This window comes from Spirochaeta isovalerica (genome assembly GCF_014207565.1).
Taxonomy (GTDB): domain Bacteria; phylum Spirochaetota; class Spirochaetia; order DSM-2461; family DSM-2461; genus Spirochaeta_F; species Spirochaeta_F isovalerica.
The window spans coordinates 586,870-606,153 of the sequence record NZ_JACHGJ010000002.1 but is presented as its reverse complement, the minus strand read 5'-3'; the positions used below and the strand labels follow the sequence as shown (position 1 = coordinate 606,153).

The 19,284-nt window shown below is 43.2% G+C and carries 22 protein-coding genes and 1 pseudogene; 14 read left to right on the top strand and 9 right to left on the bottom strand.

Annotated elements, in window-relative coordinates:
- Positions 1–9: 9 nt before the first annotated feature.
- From HNR50_RS07635 to HNR50_RS07615, 5 genes are all read right to left on the bottom strand, one after another.
- A complete protein-coding gene (locus tag HNR50_RS07635) occupies positions 10–873 on the bottom strand; it encodes a carbohydrate ABC transporter permease (protein ID WP_184745504.1) in 864 nt (287 codons plus the stop codon).
- 14 nt (positions 874–887) lie between these two features.
- Entirely contained in the window at positions 888–1,874 is a 987-nt protein-coding gene (locus tag HNR50_RS07630) for an ABC transporter permease (RefSeq protein ID WP_184745502.1), read from the bottom strand.
- The gene (locus tag HNR50_RS07625) at positions 1,867–3,864 is read right to left on the bottom strand and encodes a DUF4962 domain-containing protein (RefSeq protein WP_184745500.1); all 1,998 of its coding nucleotides are present in this window, start codon (positions 3,862–3,864) and stop codon (positions 1,867–1,869) included. Before HNR50_RS07625 ends, HNR50_RS07630 begins: the two co-directional genes overlap by 8 nt.
- 74 nt (positions 3,865–3,938) lie before the next feature.
- Positions 3,939–4,685 (bottom strand): IclR family transcriptional regulator, encoded by a 747-nt coding sequence (locus HNR50_RS07620; protein ID WP_184745498.1) that lies wholly within the window; start codon positions 4,683–4,685, stop codon positions 3,939–3,941.
- 484 nt (positions 4,686–5,169) lie between these two features.
- On the bottom strand, positions 5,170–6,036 hold the full coding sequence (locus HNR50_RS07615; protein ID WP_184745496.1) for a helix-turn-helix domain-containing protein: 867 nt from the start codon (positions 6,034–6,036) through the stop codon (positions 5,170–5,172).
- 108 nt (positions 6,037–6,144) lie between these two features.
- Between HNR50_RS07615 and HNR50_RS07610 the strand changes: the two genes are divergently transcribed.
- Genes HNR50_RS07610 through HNR50_RS07595 form a run of 4 tightly spaced genes read left to right on the top strand, consistent with a single transcriptional unit; the run spans position 6,145 to position 10,763 of the window.
- A complete protein-coding gene (locus HNR50_RS07610) occupies positions 6,145–7,398 on the top strand; it encodes an L-rhamnose isomerase (protein ID WP_184745494.1) in 1,254 nt (417 codons plus the stop codon).
- The gene (locus HNR50_RS07605; protein WP_184745492.1) at positions 7,399–8,502 is read left to right on the top strand and encodes a class II aldolase/adducin family protein; all 1,104 of its coding nucleotides are present in this window, start codon (positions 7,399–7,401) and stop codon (positions 8,500–8,502) included. It abuts the gene before it with no gap.
- Between the two features lie 23 nt (positions 8,503–8,525).
- Positions 8,526–9,611, top strand: a complete 1,086-nt coding sequence (locus HNR50_RS07600) for a PfkB family carbohydrate kinase (RefSeq protein ID WP_184745490.1) — start codon at positions 8,526–8,528, stop codon at positions 9,609–9,611.
- Between the two features lie 9 nt (positions 9,612–9,620).
- Positions 9,621–10,763, top strand: coding sequence for an aldose 1-epimerase family protein (locus HNR50_RS07595; protein ID WP_184745488.1), 1,143 nt, complete (start codon positions 9,621–9,623; stop codon positions 10,761–10,763).
- Here HNR50_RS07595 and vapC (HNR50_RS22585) read toward each other — a convergent pair.
- The gene (vapC, locus tag HNR50_RS22585) at positions 10,659–11,273 is read right to left on the bottom strand and encodes a type II toxin-antitoxin system tRNA(fMet)-specific endonuclease VapC (RefSeq protein ID WP_184745485.1); all 615 of its coding nucleotides are present in this window, start codon (positions 11,271–11,273) and stop codon (positions 10,659–10,661) included. The genes HNR50_RS07595 and vapC (HNR50_RS22585) overlap by 105 nt on opposite strands.
- Before the next feature lie 171 nt (positions 11,274–11,444).
- Between vapC (HNR50_RS22585) and HNR50_RS07585 the strand changes: the two are divergent.
- From HNR50_RS07585 to HNR50_RS07560, 6 genes and pseudogenes are all read left to right on the top strand, one after another.
- Positions 11,445–11,729, top strand: a pseudogene (locus tag HNR50_RS07585) (integrase core domain-containing protein); the annotation flags it as partial.
- Positions 11,730–11,820: 91 nt separating this feature from the next.
- Positions 11,821–12,396 carry a Crp/Fnr family transcriptional regulator gene (locus HNR50_RS07580; protein ID WP_184745483.1) on the top strand — a complete coding sequence of 192 codons (576 nt, stop codon included), beginning with the start codon at positions 11,821–11,823 and terminating at the stop codon, positions 12,394–12,396.
- A gap of 91 nt (positions 12,397–12,487) precedes the next feature.
- Positions 12,488–13,159: a hypothetical protein gene (locus HNR50_RS07575; RefSeq protein ID WP_184745481.1), complete on the top strand. Its 672-nt coding sequence runs from the start codon at positions 12,488–12,490 to the stop codon at positions 13,157–13,159.
- Between the two features lie 164 nt (positions 13,160–13,323).
- Positions 13,324–14,430, top strand: a complete 1,107-nt coding sequence (locus tag HNR50_RS07570) for an acyltransferase family protein (RefSeq protein WP_184745479.1) — start codon at positions 13,324–13,326, stop codon at positions 14,428–14,430.
- 42 nt (positions 14,431–14,472) lie between these two features.
- Positions 14,473–15,063, top strand: coding sequence for a cyclic nucleotide-binding domain-containing protein (locus tag HNR50_RS07565; protein ID WP_184745477.1), 591 nt, complete (start codon positions 14,473–14,475; stop codon positions 15,061–15,063).
- 61 nt (positions 15,064–15,124) lie between these two features.
- Positions 15,125–15,268, top strand: a complete 144-nt coding sequence (locus HNR50_RS07560) for a hypothetical protein (protein WP_184745475.1) — start codon at positions 15,125–15,127, stop codon at positions 15,266–15,268.
- An 18-nt stretch (positions 15,269–15,286) separates the two neighbouring features.
- On the opposite strand, the gene HNR50_RS07555 is transcribed toward HNR50_RS07560, so the two are convergent.
- Positions 15,287–16,003: a transporter substrate-binding domain-containing protein gene (locus HNR50_RS07555; protein ID WP_184745473.1), complete on the bottom strand. Its 717-nt coding sequence runs from the start codon at positions 16,001–16,003 to the stop codon at positions 15,287–15,289.
- Between the two features lie 340 nt (positions 16,004–16,343).
- On the opposite strand from HNR50_RS07555, the gene HNR50_RS07550 reads away from it, so the two are divergent.
- The 4 genes from HNR50_RS07550 to HNR50_RS07535 all read left to right on the top strand — a co-directional run bounded on the left by HNR50_RS07550 (position 16,344) and on the right by HNR50_RS07535 (position 18,435).
- Positions 16,344–16,931 carry a Crp/Fnr family transcriptional regulator gene (locus HNR50_RS07550; protein WP_184745471.1) on the top strand — a complete coding sequence of 196 codons (588 nt, stop codon included), beginning with the start codon at positions 16,344–16,346 and terminating at the stop codon, positions 16,929–16,931.
- A 75-nt stretch (positions 16,932–17,006) separates the two neighbouring features.
- On the top strand, positions 17,007–17,384 hold the full coding sequence (locus tag HNR50_RS07545) for a DUF6326 family protein (protein WP_184745469.1): 378 nt from the start codon (positions 17,007–17,009) through the stop codon (positions 17,382–17,384).
- 479 nt (positions 17,385–17,863) lie between these two features.
- Positions 17,864–18,121, top strand: a complete 258-nt coding sequence (locus HNR50_RS07540) for a type II toxin-antitoxin system Phd/YefM family antitoxin (protein ID WP_184745467.1) — start codon at positions 17,864–17,866, stop codon at positions 18,119–18,121.
- Positions 18,121–18,435: a type II toxin-antitoxin system RelE/ParE family toxin gene (locus HNR50_RS07535; protein ID WP_184745465.1), complete on the top strand. Its 315-nt coding sequence runs from the start codon at positions 18,121–18,123 to the stop codon at positions 18,433–18,435. The genes HNR50_RS07540 and HNR50_RS07535 overlap by 1 nt, the downstream gene beginning before the upstream one ends.
- A 189-nt stretch (positions 18,436–18,624) precedes the next feature.
- Here HNR50_RS07535 and vapC (HNR50_RS07530) read toward each other — a convergent pair whose 3' ends face one another.
- Together vapC (HNR50_RS07530) and vapB are read right to left on the bottom strand one after the other, a co-directional pair.
- On the bottom strand, positions 18,625–19,023 hold the full coding sequence (gene vapC, locus HNR50_RS07530; protein WP_281389061.1) for a type II toxin-antitoxin system tRNA(fMet)-specific endonuclease VapC: 399 nt from the start codon (positions 19,021–19,023) through the stop codon (positions 18,625–18,627).
- Positions 19,024–19,035: 12 nt separating this feature from the next.
- On the bottom strand, positions 19,036–19,272 hold the full coding sequence (vapB, locus tag HNR50_RS07525; protein WP_184745461.1) for a type II toxin-antitoxin system VapB family antitoxin: 237 nt from the start codon (positions 19,270–19,272) through the stop codon (positions 19,036–19,038).
- Positions 19,273–19,284: the final 12 nt, after the last annotated feature.

The window sequence follows — 19,284 nt, the reverse complement described above, 5'->3', positions numbered from 1 at the left end:
TTAACCAGATTAGCCTTTGACTCCGCCCATATTCACACCCTTGGCGAAGTACTTTTGTATATAGGGATAAATAATAAGAACCGGGACGATGGAACAGACCAGAATGGCATACACATAGGAATCCGCCGCATAAGGAAGCAAGTCTCCCATATCGTCGATCATGGCCTGATAATTCTCCACGAGGATCCTCATATAAACCTGAAGCGGAAGCTCCATCGGGTCTGTCAGCAATATCCTTGCCCAAAAGTATCCATTCCAACGGCTCGTGGCATAAAAAAGAGTTACAGTAGCCATGGATGCTTTAGACATGGGAATGAAGATTCTCCAGAGAAGCTGAAATTCGTTCACTCCGTCAACCAGTGCGGCTTCTTCAATTGACTCAGGTATGGCGCTGAAGTAATTTCTCATCAGGATGATATTGAAAGCCTGCACACCGAAGGCTACGATAATGCCCCAGCGGTTATTAACATTCATGTTTACATAGTTGAGATACATCGGGATAATCCCCGCATTGAACCACATTGTAAATACGACAAAGAGGTTAAGCTGTTTTCTGAATAAAAGCCTTTTCTTCGTCAGAACATAAGCACCGGTAACGGAAATGAACATACTCCATGCGGTACCGAATACCGTATAAAACAAAGTGTTGATATAGGAAATCCAGAAACCTTTATCGTCGAAGATAAGTTTGTAAACCTGGAAATTCATATCGACGGGAAAGAGAATAACCTTATTTGTCTCATAGGCAATTTTCCCGCTGATAGAAGCGGATACGGCATAAATCACCGGATAGAGTGCCAGTACGGCAAATACTGAAATGAGGATATGTGCCAGAGTTTTGAATATTATTTCACTTTTACTTAAACGTTCCATTTAAATCCTTTCTCCTACCAGAGTGAAGTTTCAGAAATCTGGCGGCTAATGAAGTTAGCGCCCATGACAAGTGCAAAACCGATTAACGCGTTGAACATGCCGGCAGAAGCACCGAGGGCCGAGTTTCCCTGTTCCAAACCGATTCGAAAAACAAAACTGGAGAGCACATCAGCTGTGTCGTATGTATTCTCGTTATAGAGAAGAATGATCCTCTCATAACCGATAGAGAGCATTTGTCCAATTCGGAGAATGATCATAATCGTCAGCGTCGGCGCCATTCCCGGAAAGGTGACATACCTAATTTCCTGAAGCTTGTTACCCCCTGAAACTTTGACAGCTTCGTATAAGACGGGAGATATTCCCATAATGGAAGCGAAATAGACGATGGAACTGTATCCGGCTTCTTTCCAGATTCCTGTAATGATATACAAGGGCCTGAAGTAAGCTGCGTCTTGAAACAGCTTTGTTCCTTCGGGAACGATGTTGAGCTGAAAGAGAAGATTGGCGATTACCCCGGTGTTAACTTCTCCATGATACAGCAGAGTTAATACGAGTCCTGTTATCGTGACTTCCGAAAGGAAGTGAGGGAGATAGGTAAACGTCTGAGTAAGATTCCGGTAGAACTTGTTCCCGATTTCACTAAAGAATAGAGCCAGAAATATCGGTATGGGAAATCCGAAAATCAACCCGTATAAACTGACAAGAAATGTTGAGCGGAAAGCCCGCCAGAACTGAGTCGAGTAAGGACCGTTGATTAAATTCTTAAAGTTAGTAAAACCAACCCAGTCGCTTCCCCAGACACCGAGGTTGGGCTGATAATTCTTAAATGAGATCAACAATCCCGCCATCGGTTTATACATCCAGAGGAGATACCAGATAAGGACCGGCAGCAAAAGGAGATAAAGCCTCCAATCTTTTCCAACGACCTTTAACCCATTATATAATTTATATTGTGTCAGTTTTTCTTTGTTCAAACCGTTTTTCTTTACTAAATCAGTCATTAACCAACTCCAGAATTTTACTAATCTTATTATTTTCCACTTCAATATGAGCTAATTTGGCTTTAACAGGAGTATCCATAAACACTAGATAGCCCGAGGGAGAATACAGTAAGTAATCAACTCTTTCATCATGTCCCGTAGATAGTCCGTAAGCTCCATCGCATTGCACTTTTTCAATTTCCTGATGATCTGCTTCAGCGCTCCGGGGAACAAGAGCAGAGATGAAGGATTGCTTTTCTACCAATTCTTTATTGGAAATCCGTATTCCCTTCATATGATTTTCTGTGAACTTATCCGGTTCCTGGGTTGTCATAACCGCTCGGACGGTATTCTCATTCAGGTCCATAACGACCTCTCTCTCCGATACGACAAAGAGATCCATCTCAGCATTCCCGATACTGTACCTGTAACAATCGCCATACACATCGGGGTACACATCGCTGTACATCTGCCATGTATAGGTATGAGGAAGTTCACTGACTAACTCGTCTATCATGAAAAATATTGAACTGCCGCTTTTCGAAAATAAATGTCGTCGGCATTTATTCATTTTCAATTCTTTCTTATATACAGCCGCCGTCTCACCCGCCAGATAGGAATAGTCATCATTCAATTCGCAAGATATGATCTCGCCTTTCATTTCGGGAGTGTAATTCTTCCAGATATTGTTCTGCCCTTCGCCTTCGTATCCGACTCCATCGACGAGGATTACGTTGTGATCCGAAGCTTTGACTGTTCTGTTATATCCATCATCGATGGCAAAAAAATGGCCTCCATAATTAAAAAGAAAGGAATTATTATCTGGATGTTGATGAGATAGTCCGAAACAGTTGTAGTTTTTCTCTTCTTTAAGCTTCCAAAGCCAGCTCCACTGTTTTCTCCCACCGGGATTGGAGCATTTAAAAGAAAAATGCGCTGCATCTCTTTCCCAGGAAGTTCTTTTGACATAAAGGCCCAGATCATCAAAAAATTTTTCCAGGGGCAAATCATCAAATTCTTTCTCTTCCACCATCGGATCATAAAAAAGAACTTCGAAAAAACACTCGGGAAGAATGCCCGGCTTAACTTTTGACAATTCAGCTTCTCTTTCCAGGAATTCATCGCGGACGAGATTTCCAAGTTTCTGGGCATATCCGTTTTTATATTCTGCCGCCGTTTTGTAATAAATGGCTGTGCTGTGCCCGCTTCTTCTATCATGTGCATCACCGAAACCGATCTGTTCTTCAAGATTAGGGGCGGCCTGATATAGTCTGTATTCAAAGGAATTTCTTAAGAAACCTGAGGTTTCGAAATAATCAATCCCCTCCCGCTCTTTCAGAAGATGAGCGTAAACATAAAGCCACATGGCTCCGTACCGCCAGTAGACCACGCCTTCGTAGTCACTGCCATCTTCAGGCATTACTGAAAAAACGAAGTCGAAGTTAGCTCTGGCACTGTCGATCCATTGCTGGACATCCTCTCCTTCTTTAACAAGAGCATAGGCTGCAGCGCTGAGACCCGTCATATTAATCCAGTTATGGTTCTGCCAGTAATTTGTCGACCAGCCGGAGCCTTCCGTTTCAACCTTGAAAGCGAACATGCGGCCGCCCTGAAGCAGGATCTTCTCCTTAACCGCTTTCCTCTCATCTTGAGTGAAGCTCTCTTTCAACCAGTCATAGGATATTCCCATTCCGAAGAGGATCCAGGCCGCGGAAAGATCCACATCGACCAGATGAGCATTGCCCCAATGTGGATAATTAACCGCAGTCATGATCCACCTTCGAGCCTCATACAGATATCTCTTTTCGTCCGTCAGGATATAGGCCAGAGCCAGATTGGCCATGGCAATTCCCATAAAAGTCGTGCTGGAGGGGGGATGACTTTTCGGCAGTTCTACAGAAAAATATGTTTCACATTGTTTCACAAGACGTTCAAAGACAGCCTTCTTTCCGGCTCTAATGTCTTCTTTGAGAACATCGGGTTCACAATCCATAAAAATCAAATCTCTCAATTCTCATCCTCTTATTTCAGAGTTACGCATATACGTAACAGTTACGGTATTTTATATAAAAAAAAGCCGAAAAATCAGCTATAGCCTATGCGGCGGGAAATAGTCAAAGCGGCTTCCTTTACAAGACGAGCCTGCTCTTCCACGTCCGTTTCGACAGAATACAAACCGCTGATACTGATGGCTGCGACGACATTGCGATTGCTGTCAAAAATGGGAGCTCCAATACACAACAGATGATCATTTTGCTCTCTATCATCAATGGCATACCCCTGAATTCGCACTTTTTTGACTTCGGCTTCTAGCTTGTCGAAATCCGTAATAGTGTGCGCAGTCTTTCGAATCAGTTCCTTCCCCCTCAGAGATTCAAACATCTGCTCATTATAGGCGAGAAAGGATTTCCCCAAAGAAGTGCAATGCAGATTGGTGCGGCTGCCGATATCGCAAGTAGCCACAAGAGTTTCTTTTGGTTCATGTTTATAGATGTAAGTAATTTTCCCCTGAACCTCTTTCCCGAGAAAGACCGTTTTGTTGGTTTTATTACTGAGCTCTTCAATAGCCGCTTTTGCCTTGTCGACAATCGAAGTGTTGGCAATAAAGGCATTTCCGATATAATAGGCAGTCACCCCGATTCCATAGACTTTACTGCGCTCATCAATAACTTCGACCATCCCTTCATCGAGTAGTGATCTGACAATATCGCTGGCGCTGGTTATGGGGATATCAAGTTTAGCCGCTATTTCGGACAGAGTCAGCCCTTTGGATTCATTGGCAATGACTTCAAGAATCTTAATTGTCCTGGTGGCAGCTCGGCTCTTTTTCATATCCTCTCCAGCAATTTTACTTCTACTTCATTATTCCGTAACGATTACGCATATACATAACGCTTTCGTTTTACTGTTTTACACTGGTTCTGATTGTTCGTCAAGAATAAATTGTCTATTTTGATTTATTTGCCTTGAAATCCCCTTAAAAAGGCACTATTAGTCCTTTTTACTCCCTTTCTGCAAAATTGCGAAGGTTAGAAAGATGATCATGAATACGTATATGCGAAGCTTTTACCTATTTATGAATTATTTAAACCTATTTAGACAAAAAAAATCGAAATCTGGACGATCTGAGATAATTAATAGGATTACAAAGAAGGCAATACTCGAAGTGACAATAAATTAGCGCCAATCTCAAAATCGGACCATAGAATTGTACTTCGGGGAATAGAATGTAAAACACCCATATCTGCTCAGAATAATTGAAACACTTATCATATGATGAATTGGAAAAGACAAAGGCGAAATCAGTAAAATCAATTCATGATCTCTTGCGGAATTCCCGGGGCGTCACACCGATGATCTTCCTGAACTGCCTTGAAAAATAGTTGCTGTCGCTGAACCCCAGGTCATATGCGATCATGGTAATAGAGCTGTCTCTCTTCAGCAGAAGAGAACAGGCCCTGTCCATTTTTTTCTTCAGATGATAATCGAGCGGCGATGTCCCGGTGATTTTCTGAAAAGCCCGGTTAAGAGTGCTCGCCGACATATGTGATACCTCAAGCAATTCCCGGATAGTGATGTTTCTGTCCAGATTCTGCTCAATAAAGCTGATAGTCTCTCCCAGCTGATAAAGGCTGGAATGATCGGATCCGGCATTTCCTGCGTATGCGCGGGATAAATAGGCAATCAATTGCATAAACAGAGAGGCGGTTAAGTACTTATAGCCCTCCCTCTTATGACATTCCTCCCTTTCCATCTCATCGAGTAAACCGGTAACATAGCGGATCTGATCCCTATTGAGTTTTAAACGGCTGGAAAATTTCGATGTTTCCCGTAAAAGAGGCTCGATTGTAAAGAGCGTATGAAATCCCGGAGATCGGCTTATGTCCCAGTCGGGGAGTTTAAGCTTTTCCAGGTCGAAAAGGATATTGATAAGAACCAGATTCTCCAGATCTTTATATCCATGGGCCAGATCTCCGTTTATAACGAAAAGATCGCCGCGGCTCACCTGAAAACTATGTTTCTGAGTGAAGTGTGTCCCCTTCCCGTCGAGAATCAGGACGAGTTCCGAGAAATCATGTGAGTGAACGGGATAGTCCGGCTGAGGATTCCTTTTCAGAATTTTTACGGGGATATCATCACTGCGGAAGAAGTCCTTACCCATTAGATGATGGCGTTCATACATGACAGCATTGTGCTATTTTTTGACTGTATAATCAAGGTGAGATCCGGGAAAGAATCCTAATCTATTGTTAAAGAATCACTATGACACACCCGATTCGAAGGAGATTTTATGGGAAATATATATGAATATGCCAAAGAACAATACGCGGAAGTCGGAGTAGACGTAAAAGACGCTCTGGAAAAGCTCAGAAAGATATCCCTGTCGGTGCACTGCTGGCAGGGCGATGACGTAGGGGGGTTCGAGACGCCCGATTCGCAGTTGTCCGGCGGAGGAATCCAGGTGACGGGAAACTACCCCGGTAAAGCCGGCAACCCCGATGAGCTGAAAAAAGATCTGGAGAAGATGTACAGCCTGCTTCCCGGTAAGCACAGACTGAACCTCCATGCCATATACGGGGACTTTAAGGGGAAAAAAGTCGACAGGAACGAAATCGGTCCCGAACATTTCAAAACATGGTCGGACTGGGCTGGAGAACAGGGCATAAAGCTGGACTTTAACGGCACATTCTTTTCCCACCCCATGGCGGACAGCGGTTTCACACTCAGCAGCAAAGATGAAAAAATCCGGGAGTTCTGGATAGAACATGCTAAAAGATCCCGTGAAATCACCGCTTTTTTCGGTAAAGAGCAAGGGTCGCCCTCAGTCCACAACCTCTGGATACCCGATGGAGCCAAAGATCAGGTGGTGGATAGAATGGGGCACAGAACCATTTTGAAAAACTCGCTTGACACAATATACGATCAGAAACTTGACGGCAGACATATCCGCGATGCCGTGGAGTGCAAGCTCTTTGGAATCGGAAGCGAATCCTATGTCGTGGGATCTCATGAGTTCTATATGGGTTACGCTCTGAGCCGGGAGAAACTTCTCTGCCTCGATATGGGGCATTTCCATCCCACCGAATCGATCGCTGACAAGATTTCAGCGGTTTATCAGTATCTCGATGAAATCCTCCTCCATGTCTCAAGGCCTGTCCGATGGGATTCCGACCATGTAGTCACCCTCAACGATGACATCTACGCATTGATGCAGGAGCTCGTCAGATCCGGAAAAATCAACAGCACCTATATCGGTCTCGACTTTTTCGATGGAACTCTGAACAGAATCGGAGCCTGGGCTGTCGGTGCCAGGGCTTCTCTCAAAGGAATTCTTTTCGCTCTCCTCGAGCCCTATTCGCAATTAAAAGCCTATGAAGAAGAGGGCAATAATTTCGGACGACTGGCTCTGCTGGAAGAGATGAAAAGCAAGCCCTTCGGAATTATCTGGGATGAATACTGCCGGGAAATGGGAACGCTTACCGACAGAGAAATGCTGTCTGATGTTCTCAGCTATGAAAAAGCAGAACTGGCGGAGAGAAAATAGATGAGCATGGATAAACTTATTGAAGTTTCAAACCGCTATGGGTCCGATGCCGATTATGTTCTGGCCGGAGGAGGAAACACTTCCTGGAAAACTGATGAATTTATGTATGTGAAGGGGTCGGGAACAGAACTGGCGACTATAGATTCTGACGGTTTTGTCAAAGTTGATTTGAAAAAACTCGATAAAATCTGGTCGAAGACCTATTCCGGAGATACCGAAACCAGAGAGGAAGAGGTACTTGCGGACTTAATGGCATCGAGATTTCCCGAGGAGAATGAAAAAAGGCCCAGCGTCGAAACGCTTCTCCACGGGATGCTTCCCTATACTTATGTCGTCCATACCCATCCGGCTTTGATAAATGGCATAACATGCAGCAATAAAGCTGCGGAACTGGTCCGGGAGTTATTTGGAAACAGAGCCCTGTGGGTTTCCATTACCAACCCGGGATACATTCTGGCCAAAGTTGTAAAAGACAGAATTGATGAGCACCTGAAATCGGGCGGAGAATTTCCCGTAATGATTTTTCTCCAGAATCATGGTGTTTTCGTTTCGGCTAATACGATTAATGAGATCGACTCCATTTACGCCCATATGTTCAAAGTCATAAATGACAAGGTAACCATTCAGCCCGATCGGGAGAGACAGGGAGTCGACCCATCGGAGGAAGAAAAAGCGGTGCGGATTATCCGGGACGTTTTAGGAAAGGATATGGCGGTACTGGGGTTCCGAAACAAGGATATAATGACTTACTCCCGATCGGCTGAAGCCTTTACGCCTCTCTCTCTATCGTTCACCCCGGACCACATCGTCTACTACGGCTTCAAACCGGTTTATTCCCGAAGCCTGGAGTCTCTCGGCGAGGACTTGAAAAGCTATAGGGAATCACATGAAGAGACGCCCCGTCTCGCGGTTGTTAAAAACATCGGGGCCTTCGCGATCAATACCAGCGAAAACAAAGCCGCCAAATCGGCGCTCCTTTTTGAAGACAACGTGAAGATAGCGGTCTATACGCAGAGTTTCGGAGGATACAGTTTCATGCCTCAGGACAAAATCGATTTTATACGGAACTGGGAAGTGGAAAAGTACCGCGCTTCAAAGAGCTGAAGGAGCAGAAAATGAGTGGAAATATGAAAAGATACAGAGATTACATTAACAATGTCAGCGGAAACATGCTCTTCGGATGCGATGGTTTCGTCGACGAGACATATGAGATTGTCGAAGAAAGGCAGAATCTGACCCGGTACTCGGCAATGGGGAAACTAAAAGATTTCGGGGAACTGCTTGTGGCCAGGGCCGATGGAGGCGTAGGGCTCGAAATAGTGGCCAAGAGACGATGCGAAGGGGGTTTCGGCATAAATACGGGAAGAATCGCCGGTATTCTGGGACTGAATGTAACCCTCCCCGGTCTTTTTGGAAAGAATGAGATCGATCCGGCTTTTGCGGAGTTTAAAGAGTACTGCAATCTCCAGTCGGTCGGCGATCCTGCCCTGACTCTCGTTTTTGAATTCGGAGATGGAAAAGTACTGATGAGCGATCTGCAGGCTGTTTCCAGTCTGACATGGGCCGATGTGGAGAAACATTTCGGAAAGGAAAAACTGAAAGAGATGTTCACCGGCGTGGATGTTTTAGGCCTCGGCTACTGGTCGCTGACCGCGGATTTTGACGGAATATTCCAGGGCTTTATGGATCAGTATGAAACAGTGGAAGCGCCGCGGCGCATGTTTTTCGATTTCGCCGATATCAAAAAGAAATCCGGCGAAGCCTTTTCCCGATCCCTGAGGCTGATTGCTTCCTATAATGACAGAATTCCCATGACTTTCAGCCTCAACGAACATGAGGTCTTTGAGCTTTTCAGAAGAGTCGGTGTGGAAGAGCCGGAAAATACCCCGGCAGCCATTGCTCCTGCTCTGGCTATTGCCCGGGAGAAAGTGGGCTTCGATGAGCTGATCGTCCATACACCGGAATTTGCCGTGGGATCGAGCGCCACAGAGGGCGAAGCCTACGCTATTCAGGACCGCCAGACCGAAGTTGTCAGAACAGCCGGAGCGGGAGACAGCTTCAACGGAGGCTATGTCAGTGCCTCTCTGGGAGATTTGTCCCTGAAAGAACGTCTGGTAATCGCCAATGGGGCAACGGCTTTCTTTGTCACCCATGCCACCGGACCGACAAAAGAACAGCTTATCGCTCAGATCGAAAAAGCGACTGACAAATAAGGATCAAAAATGAAGACATTACATAAATTGACACTTCTGTCACCGGACTCTACCGAAGGCTTGAAGAAAATTGATCTGAAGCAAGGGGACTGGTCAGTCAAATCCTATACGCTCCGCGGCGGCCTGCAGGAGGGGGTCGATGTTGTGGAAATAAATAATGGCAGACTCTCCTTCGCAGTCCTCCCGACCCGGGGCATGGGGATCTGGAAAGGAGAGTGCGGAGATGTCTCTCTAGGCTGGAATTCACCGGTAAAAACTCCGGTACACCCCTCTTTCATCAACTACCAGGATCGGGGCGGAATCGGCTGGCTGAAAGGCTTTAACGAATGGATTGTCCGGTGCGGACTCAACAATATGGGAGCGCCCGGAACCGATAGGGACGGAACGGCTCTGACTCTCCACGGGAAAATTGCCAATATTCCCGCCCACTCCGTTTCTCTTGAGATAAGCGATGAAGCGATCATCCTCAGAGGAGAAATCGACGAGACCATGATGCTGGGGCCGGCCCTGAGACTGAACACGGAAATACGGACGGAACCGGGATCGGGAAAACTGACGATTTCAGACACCGTGACAAATATCGGAGCCGCCCCTGCAGAGCACGAACTTCTCTATCATATAAACTATGGGGAATCTCTTCTGGAAAAAGGTTCGAAGGCATTGGCTCCCTTTAAACATGTTGCGCCCAGAGATCTCCGGGCCGCTGAGGGCATCGATTCATTTAATGTGTATGAAGATCCGGAAACAGGATATGCGGAACAGGTCTATTTTTATCAGCTTGTCGAAAAATCCGGAAGCGGGGGGACAATGGTCATGCTGAAAAACGCTTCGGGCGATAGGGCATCTGTTCTCCGTTATTCCTTAAGTGACTTTCCCTGTTTTACTCTCTGGAAAAATACAGCGGGAAAGGCTGATGGTTATGTGACGGGGCTGGAACCGGGAACCAATTACCCCAACTGCAGACCGGTTGAAAGAGAACAGGGTCGACTCCTGTCTCTGGCAGGAGGCGAATCGCGCCGGACAGCCTTATCTATAGAAGTTTTGGAATCAAAAGAGGCCGTCGAAGATGCCGAAAATGAGATAAACAGGCTTCAGGAACAGGTCGAAGGGAAAGTGCATCGGCAGCCCCTTGCGCTCTTCTCGGGAAACTAGACATCGCGGAGCTGTTGAAAACCCGCAACAGCTCCTGTTTCTTCTAAACCGAATGCCATCTGCGATGAATAGAGCTAATCGAATAAAGGCATCAATTCTGGTGTCACTTTTCAGAAATAGTTCAATCAATCTCAGCCCTTCCACCCGTTCAAATTCTCTCGTATTGTTAGATACCAGGATTAGACCTTTGCTCCGAGCATGTCCGGCAATATGGAGATCATTAACACCAATCACAGTTCCTTTTTTTTCCAGATCGGCTCTTATATCACCATAATGCATCGCCGCTTCATCATCATAATGCAGTACATCGAGATGTGTAACAAAGTCTTCAACATTTCTAAGATTTTGTTCAGGCTTTGAGCTTTTTTCAACACCATGCATGAGTTCAGCCAGTGTAATAGTGCTGATACACATTTGGTCCACATGTTTATTAAAAACATCTAGCAATTCCATAGGACGCCGTTTAATCACGTATATAACAAGATTTGTATCAAGAATGCATTTCAGCATTTAAAATGATTCCCTTTCCGCCTGATGCTGAGAAGCATGTTCTGATATGAAATCATAGGTGACTCCCACTTCATCGGTAAGAAAACCGTCCTGATGATCTTGAGAACCGGGATTTTACGGCTTCCAGACCAAACGAGCTGTGGGTCGCCGACTTCACCTACGTATCGACCTGAACGGCTTATTGAAGCCGGGATTGATCCATCAGTTGGGAGAAAAGGCGATTCCTATGACAATACCATGGCTGAAACGATAAATGGTCTTTACAAGGCAGAAGTTATTCATAAAGATGGCCCCTGGCGGTCCATTGAGCAGGTGGAATTGGCAACACTCGACTGGGTGGACTGGTTTATTAATCGCAGGATCATGGAACCTCTGGGATATTTATCTCCCAAAGAATTTGAAATGATGTATTATGAACAGGAAGAAAGTCTGGCTATGAGAGCCGGACTCAAATAAAACTGTCTCCGGGATTCTCGGAGTGGTTCAGAAAAGAACTTTTACAAAGATATGATTCAGGGGATATTATTGAGCTACCGGAGAATATGTAATGGAAAAAGAAATCAAAAAATACCTCTCGAAATATATAGAACTGACTGATGACCTGATTGATGATTTATCAGAGAATTTACCGGTCAGAAAATACCCCAAAGGCAAAGTTCTTCTGAAAGCGGGAGAAATCTGCAATGAGTGTTACTTCATTCTGAAAGGTCTTATCAGATGTTACAACCTGAGAGAAGGAGATGAAATCACTACCGATTTTTATCTCGAGGAGCAGGTTGCCTCGCCATCCTGTTACGGCCAGGAAACTCCTTCCGATCTGTATCTGGAATGCCTGGAAGATACGATAGCTTTTGTTGGCTCACCCCAACTGGAAGGTGAAATGCTCGGTAAATATCCCCAGCTAGAAAAAATGGCCCGCATTATGGGTGAGAAAATGATGTCGGGCTATCAGGACAGCTATCGAACCTTCAAAATGTCTTCCCCGGAAGAGCGGTATCTCAATCTGGTGGAAAACAATCCCGACTTGATTCAAAGAGCCCCTCAGTACCAGATAGCCAGTTATCTGGGAATCAAACCGGAATCGCTGAGCCGCATACGAAAAAGAATTTCCCGAAAGGGCTGAAGAACCTTTCTTAACTTAAGTCAATGGATCATTTGCATTAACTCCTTTACTTTGTAGTCAACCTTATATTTGCATAACAAAAGGAGAAGATATGGATCATCTTAAAAACAAGAAAGGAACAGCGGGCTTAATCGGCATTGGTTCAAGCCTTTATATGGCATTGGCATATATCACAGGAATTATCATATTCATCGCCGTTCTCAAATATCCCTCTATTACAGAAGACATGGACAAGGTCAGAATTCTTGTGGATATGAAAACCATGGTGTTTTCAACCAATCTGCTGATGTACGTTTTATTCGGCCCTATTCTTGTTTTGTTTATCCTCTACCTGAGATCAAAGCTGAGTGACGACAAATCTGTACTGGTCGGCTTCTCATCAGTCGTCGGGTATATCTGGGCGGGATCGCTGACGGCCAGCGGCATGATTGCCAATGGAGCCATAGAGCCTATCATCAAATTGTTCCAGGTCGATCCCGATCAGGCTGTTTTTCTCTGGCGGATGTTCGACACGGTGTCACTGAGCATCGGAAACGGGAACGGAGAAATTCTCGGAGGACTTATGACCCTGGGATTCGGAATGGCTATGGTGAAAGATCCGCATTTATCCAGAGGATTGGGAATATTCGGGATTATTATCGGATTGATAGGGGTGATTTCGCTTATTCCGGGATTAGTAGATCTGGCGGTAATATTCGGTCTGATGCAGCTGGTCTGGTTTGTTCTGACGGGATTTTCCTCTTTGAAGAAGAGTGATAAATAGTTTTTAACAAGGATTCTTCATAGAGGATGTCTTTATGAGAATCCTTGCGCGCATAGAGAAGTCATACTCCGACACGTACTAATTAATATAAAAGAAACAGCAGAATCCAGTTAACCTATGTTAATGAAGTCATGAGATTAACAGAGTAAGCTCATGTGAGGAGTATGACTATGAGGCAAAACAAAAGAGAATATTATCTGGATTGGATCCGAGTGATTGTGGTTCTGCTACTGGTTCCCTTTCACACAGCAGTTTCTTTTTCCCATATAGGAAAAGGGTATATATACAGCGCAGAGCCTGTTGATTCCTTTTTTTATGTGTTTCTATCTGATTTTCTCAATCTCTGGTTTATGAGAATGCTTTTTTTCATTTCAGGAATGGCATCTTTTATGGCATTGAAAAGAAGAACTGAAAAAGAGTTCATTGTTGATAGAGTGAAAAGATTGTTATTACCAATTCTGTTTGTTCTTTTAACAATTGGTCCTTGCTCCGCCTATCTTCTGGCAGTAAACCATTATGGTTTTATCGGCAATTTCCTCCAGTTCTATCCTAATTTCTTTATTGAACCTAAAAAGTATCTTTTCTGGGGGCATATGTGGTTCTGTCTTTATCTGCTTGTTTATTCCTTCCTTATTATCCCCTTGCATCATCTGTTTGAACAAAGAAATAATTACATAGGCAAATTCATATGGTTTCTGAGCCGAGGCAATCATATCCTGCTTCCAATGTTCTTCATAATGCTTTTGGAAGCACTGTTGAGACCGTACTTCCCGGGGTATCAATCCTTTTGGGGAGACTGGGCAAATGTTATCGTCTATTTCTCATTCTATCTCCTTGGATATTCAGCTGGTAGAGATACATGCTTGATTGTGGCAATTCACAAAAAGAGAATTCCTTTCCTTGCCATAGCAGTTTTATCCACGGTCATTCATATTGTTTTTAAAAGATTCTATATTCAATCACATATTTCATCGATATTCTGGGGCTCAGGGGCCTATTCGTGGGTTATGTTTTTTCTATCTCTTTTTCGACAGCACGCCAATAAAGACAGCAAAGTTTTACAGTATCTGTCCCGGAGTTCATTCTCTCTCTATGTATTCCACTACCTTATCCTATCCCTTTTCAACTTCATTCTTTTAAGAACCGGCTTAAATCACTACATAGTCTGGAGTCTTACAACATTGGGAACCTATGGTTTCTTCTTTCTGCTATACAAGAGTGTTTTGAAAAAATTCAGAGTTCTGCGATTTGTTGGAGGCATCAAAGTCTGATTCTTTTATGACGGATTCCAGAGGAACAGATATAATGGGATTGTGGAACAAGAATGGTTGGATCTGTGGCACCGAATACTCAAAGAGAGACAAATCCCGGAAAGAGAATGGGAACGTTTCAGTCAGCTGGTAAAATTCATGACGATGAAAAAAGGTGAATTTCTTATCCGGGAGGGTGATATGCCGGATAAAGTGGCATTTATTGCTTCAGGGATGTTCCGAGCTTTTTACACAACAGATGAAGGAGATGAGAAAACGATAGTTTTCAGAGGAACGGGGAGACCTTTATCAGCCTATAGTTCTCACCTTGAGAATAAGGAAGCCAAGTTCTCCATCGAAGCTCTGGAAGAGAGTTCCCTACTCTATCTGTCCATTCAAAACTTTGAGAAACTCCTCTCCGCAAATCCGTTCTGGAAAGAAGTGACGGCCCTGTATTATATGAACCTCTTTATAGAAAAGGAAAAAAGGGAGAGAGAGTTAATGTCCGATGACGCGGAAACTCGGTATAATAATTTTCTCAGAGAATACCCGGGTTTAATCGATAGAATAAACCACTATCACATAGCTTCTTACCTTGGGATCACAAATGTAACTTTAAGTCGAATAAGAAGAAGACAAACAACCTTACGATAAAAGGCTGAAGACAAGATTTCCCTAGTTTAACCATAAACACCTTATCACCTGAGGGGTGCGAATGAAAATCTCAATTGATTCTACTACAGAAAGAATCCAAAGCACAGACGGAATGGCGCTTGCAGGAAAGATTCTGGAAAATAATGGACTATCCGATATATCATCAGATCAAGGCCTTAAACACCCCCAGGTCCTGGAGTATTGATTTATTCTTATCCCGACTTTAAGAATGAGGCAGATAGTCTGCTGAGATTTCATCAAAAAGTCCGGAGCTTTTGATTTTTTCCAGACCTGAGTTGAATCGCTCAATTATCCATCGGCTGCGCGGGTGCTTTTTAGAAACAACCATGTGAAAACTGGCACCGTTAAGTGTAGGATCATAGCTATAATAGGTGAACGTATTTTCTTCCGGAAAAAAAGTTTGAATGGTGTACAATCCATTTAGATTGTTTGTCAGGAAAAATTCCGCACGATTGAGAATTAGCATTTTAAAAGCCTGTTCCTCAGTTTCTACCACACAGTAATCAATTTTATCAGAAGCCAGGTATTGATCCACATTGGCTCCGTATGAGTACCCTCTCTGGATGATTACTTTGTAATCCATTAAATCATCCGGTTTGCTTATATGGAAGGTCTTTTCTTTCAGGCAAAAGGCCGCGCTGAAACTCATATCCCAGATAGGTTTGCTGTAAAGGACTTCTTCCTCTCTTTCCGGATTCCACAAGTAACCCAGACTTCCGTCAGAATTACCTTCAGTAATATTGAGCCAGACTCTTGCCCAGGGACAGAAACTATAATTGACCTCAATGCCTTCTGCTTTAAAGGCTTCTGTTACGATCTCCGTAAAGAAACCGTATCCCGGCAAGTACTCTGATACTCCGGGAGGGTATTCGCCAATGGAGAAATCAAGTGTATCCAGAGTCTGTCCGGTTAGATTCACAGGTTGTAGTATCGTGCTCCCGATGAATAATATAAAGAAGATTATAAAATTGAATCTACCCATATTAAAAGAATAGTATATTTATGAAAAAACTCAACCTGAATCCGTATAGTCAAATCCAGCAACTTCCAAATGAAAAAAGTGAAAAAAGCATTTCTCCCAACCATTTCAAGATAATACAATTCTTTACTATTACAATTCCAATAAATTGCAAAAAATAAAACAATAGTCTAATATTTGATATATTTTGTTATATATAAATCATTCTGGAAAAACGTGTTATGATTTCAAATAGAAATGATGGTACTTACGAAAAATATATGAACCTCCAGGAGCTGTAATGAACGAAACCGTAGAACAGCTTCAAATATTCCTTTCCCGATATATGGAAATCGATGAAAGATTGGCCTCTCTATTGGTGGAAACGGCAATGGTCCGCCGCTATGGCAAAGACGAATTTCTCCTTCGCCAGGGGGATCTTTCAGAAGAAACCTTCTTTATCCTCAAAGGATGTGTCCGGAGTTTCTCTCTAGTGAGCGGGGAAGACAAAACTCTGGATTTTTACTGTGAAGAGGAGCCGATTATGCCTCTGGAGCTGGGAGAAAAACGACCTGCCAGCCATAGTCTCATAGCCATGGAAGAGCTTATCCTGATTGCCAGCACCCCTTCTATGGAAGAAGAAGCCTTTAAAAGACATCCAGAGATTAAAAATGTCTGCCTGGCCATGGCGGAGACAATGAGTCATTCTCTGCAGAAGAAGTTTACTTTTTATCGCACTTCTTCGGCAGAAGATCGCTATATCGCCCTCCGGGAACAGCGCCCCGATCTACTGCAGAGAGTCCCTCAATATCACATTGCCAGTTATTTGGGGATCAAACCGGAATCGCTGAGCCGCATACGGCGCAGACTCCAATCTCAAAACCGGTAACGATCTTAACCTCGATCAATGACATCAATAAACATCTCTGGCTAGACTGTGATCATAATTTATCGGAGGATTTTTATGAAACAAAACGTACCTGTGATTCAATCGACTTTATGGATCGTCCTAATGATCAATATGATTTTTATTGATATTTATTCGATCATTGTAATTCTTTCCGGTGGTGGGAATATGGATATCCCCGGAGACGCCGGAGTATTCATGGCCATCGCTGTATTCATGACCAATGTGCCGACGGTCATGATCTTTCTCTCGCGGGTTCTGCCCTTCCGCCCCAGCAAAATAATGCACTATATCACTATAGTTTTTACAGGCCTTTACATCATCGGGCTGGGAGATTCTTCTCCTCATTACATTGCCGGCGCGGCTGTGGAGCTGATTACACTGGTGATTCTTTTTATCATTACGTTGAAGTGGAAAGAAAGTAACAGGAATTAAAAGATGTTTCCCTTTAAAGACAGCATTTAGACGAAAAAAGATGCTCCCAAGTCATATATCTTTTGCCCGTACTAACAATAAATTAGCGCCAAAGAATTATTGGTTCATTTTACGCCTATAAAACTTGTTGATTCTATTAATATGCTGTTACTGAAATCATTCTGTCATCTTCTTAAGTTCGCCCTCTTTTACATTATCAATAGGAAATCAATTATTCCCAAAATTGCTCTCATTTGGCAGGAGAATCAGAGGTATATACGGTACTTCAAAGAGAAGAATGTAAAAACTGCCCTTCTCTACTCAGGAGAAGAGGTTTATCCGATCAATGCTCATCAGCAAGGTTCCTGAACATTTACCGTATTTCAGTGTCGTTTTATGGAATGCCCTTATTATACATTGTGTTTTAATATTACACCTGGGAATAATCGACATTATATCAAAATATCGATATAATATGTATATAGGGAAGGAGGTATATTATGCCAAGCATCAGACCCAGCTCCGATTTAAGAAACAAATACAATGAAATCTCTGAATTTTGTCATGAAAATAATGAACCTGTCTATATTACGAAAAACGGCAAAGGAGATCTTGCTGTAATGAGTATAGAAACCTTTGAAATCCTGGCAGGAAAATTTGAGCTATACAAAATGCTGGATAAGGGACTAGAGGATATAAAAAGCAACAGAGTCAAAGGGGCAGCTGATTTTTTTGATGATTTGGAAAATTCAATTTAATGCACAAGTATTCTGTTGAAGTTTCCGATACCGCTCAATCCGATATTAAGGGAATTGTATCCTATATCAATCTGGAACTTAAGAATCCCTTGTCGGCAAAAAAATTGGCAGTAAAATTTAGAAAAAGTATTTTAAGTCTGGAGGAGATGCCAAAGAGATTTAATCTGTTAAAAGATGAGATGTTATCCAGAAATGGTATCAGAAAAATGGCAATCGATAACTACCTGGCCTTTTACATAGTCGATGATAATAAAAAAATAGTGTCGATAATCCGTGTCCTTTACAGCAGGAGAGACTGGGAAGAAATCATCTGAAATCCTTGTTTCATCTTCATCTGTTCCTTGCTAAATTCATTATTCAACATCTTTCTCAAAAAGAGAAAAAATCTGATTCATGAGATGAAGCAGGACAATAGTCTATGGGGCTGTCACTGTATCGCAATTGCTGCCGCGGCATCCATGCCGCTAATCTGGATTTATAAAATACTGGAGTCAATAACGGTGTCACTTCTCAGAAACAGTCCAATCAATCAACCTCAGCCCTTCCACCCGTTCAAATTCTCTCGTATTGTTCGATACCAGGATGAGTCCTTTGCTCCGGGCATGTCCGGCAATATGGAGATCATTAACACCAATCACAGTTCCTTTTTTTTCCAGATCGGCTCTTATATCACCATAATGCATCGCCACTTCATCATCATAATGCAGTACATCGAGATGGGTTACAAAGTCTTCAACATTTCTAAGATTCTGTTCAGGCTTTGAACTTTTTTCAACACCATGCATGAGTTCAGCCAGAGTAATTGTGCTGATACACATCTGGTCCACATGTTTATTGAAAACATCGAGCAATTCAATAGGTCGCCGTTTAATCACATAAATAACTATATTTGTATCAAGCATGTATTTCAGCATTTAAAATGATTCCCTTTCCGCCTGATGCTGAGAAGCACGTTCTGATATGAAATCATCGGTGACTCCCACTTCACCGGAAAGAAAGAAATCATCCCAGCTTTTATTTAGCGGAGCAATTATCCGGGACTCTCCGACGACTCGAACCGTAACTTTCTTTATATTTTTAGGGAATCTGGTTTCAACTGGAAGGCGAACAGCCTGAGTTCTGTTATTTTCAAAAACTGATCCAATATTCATAATTCCTCCCCT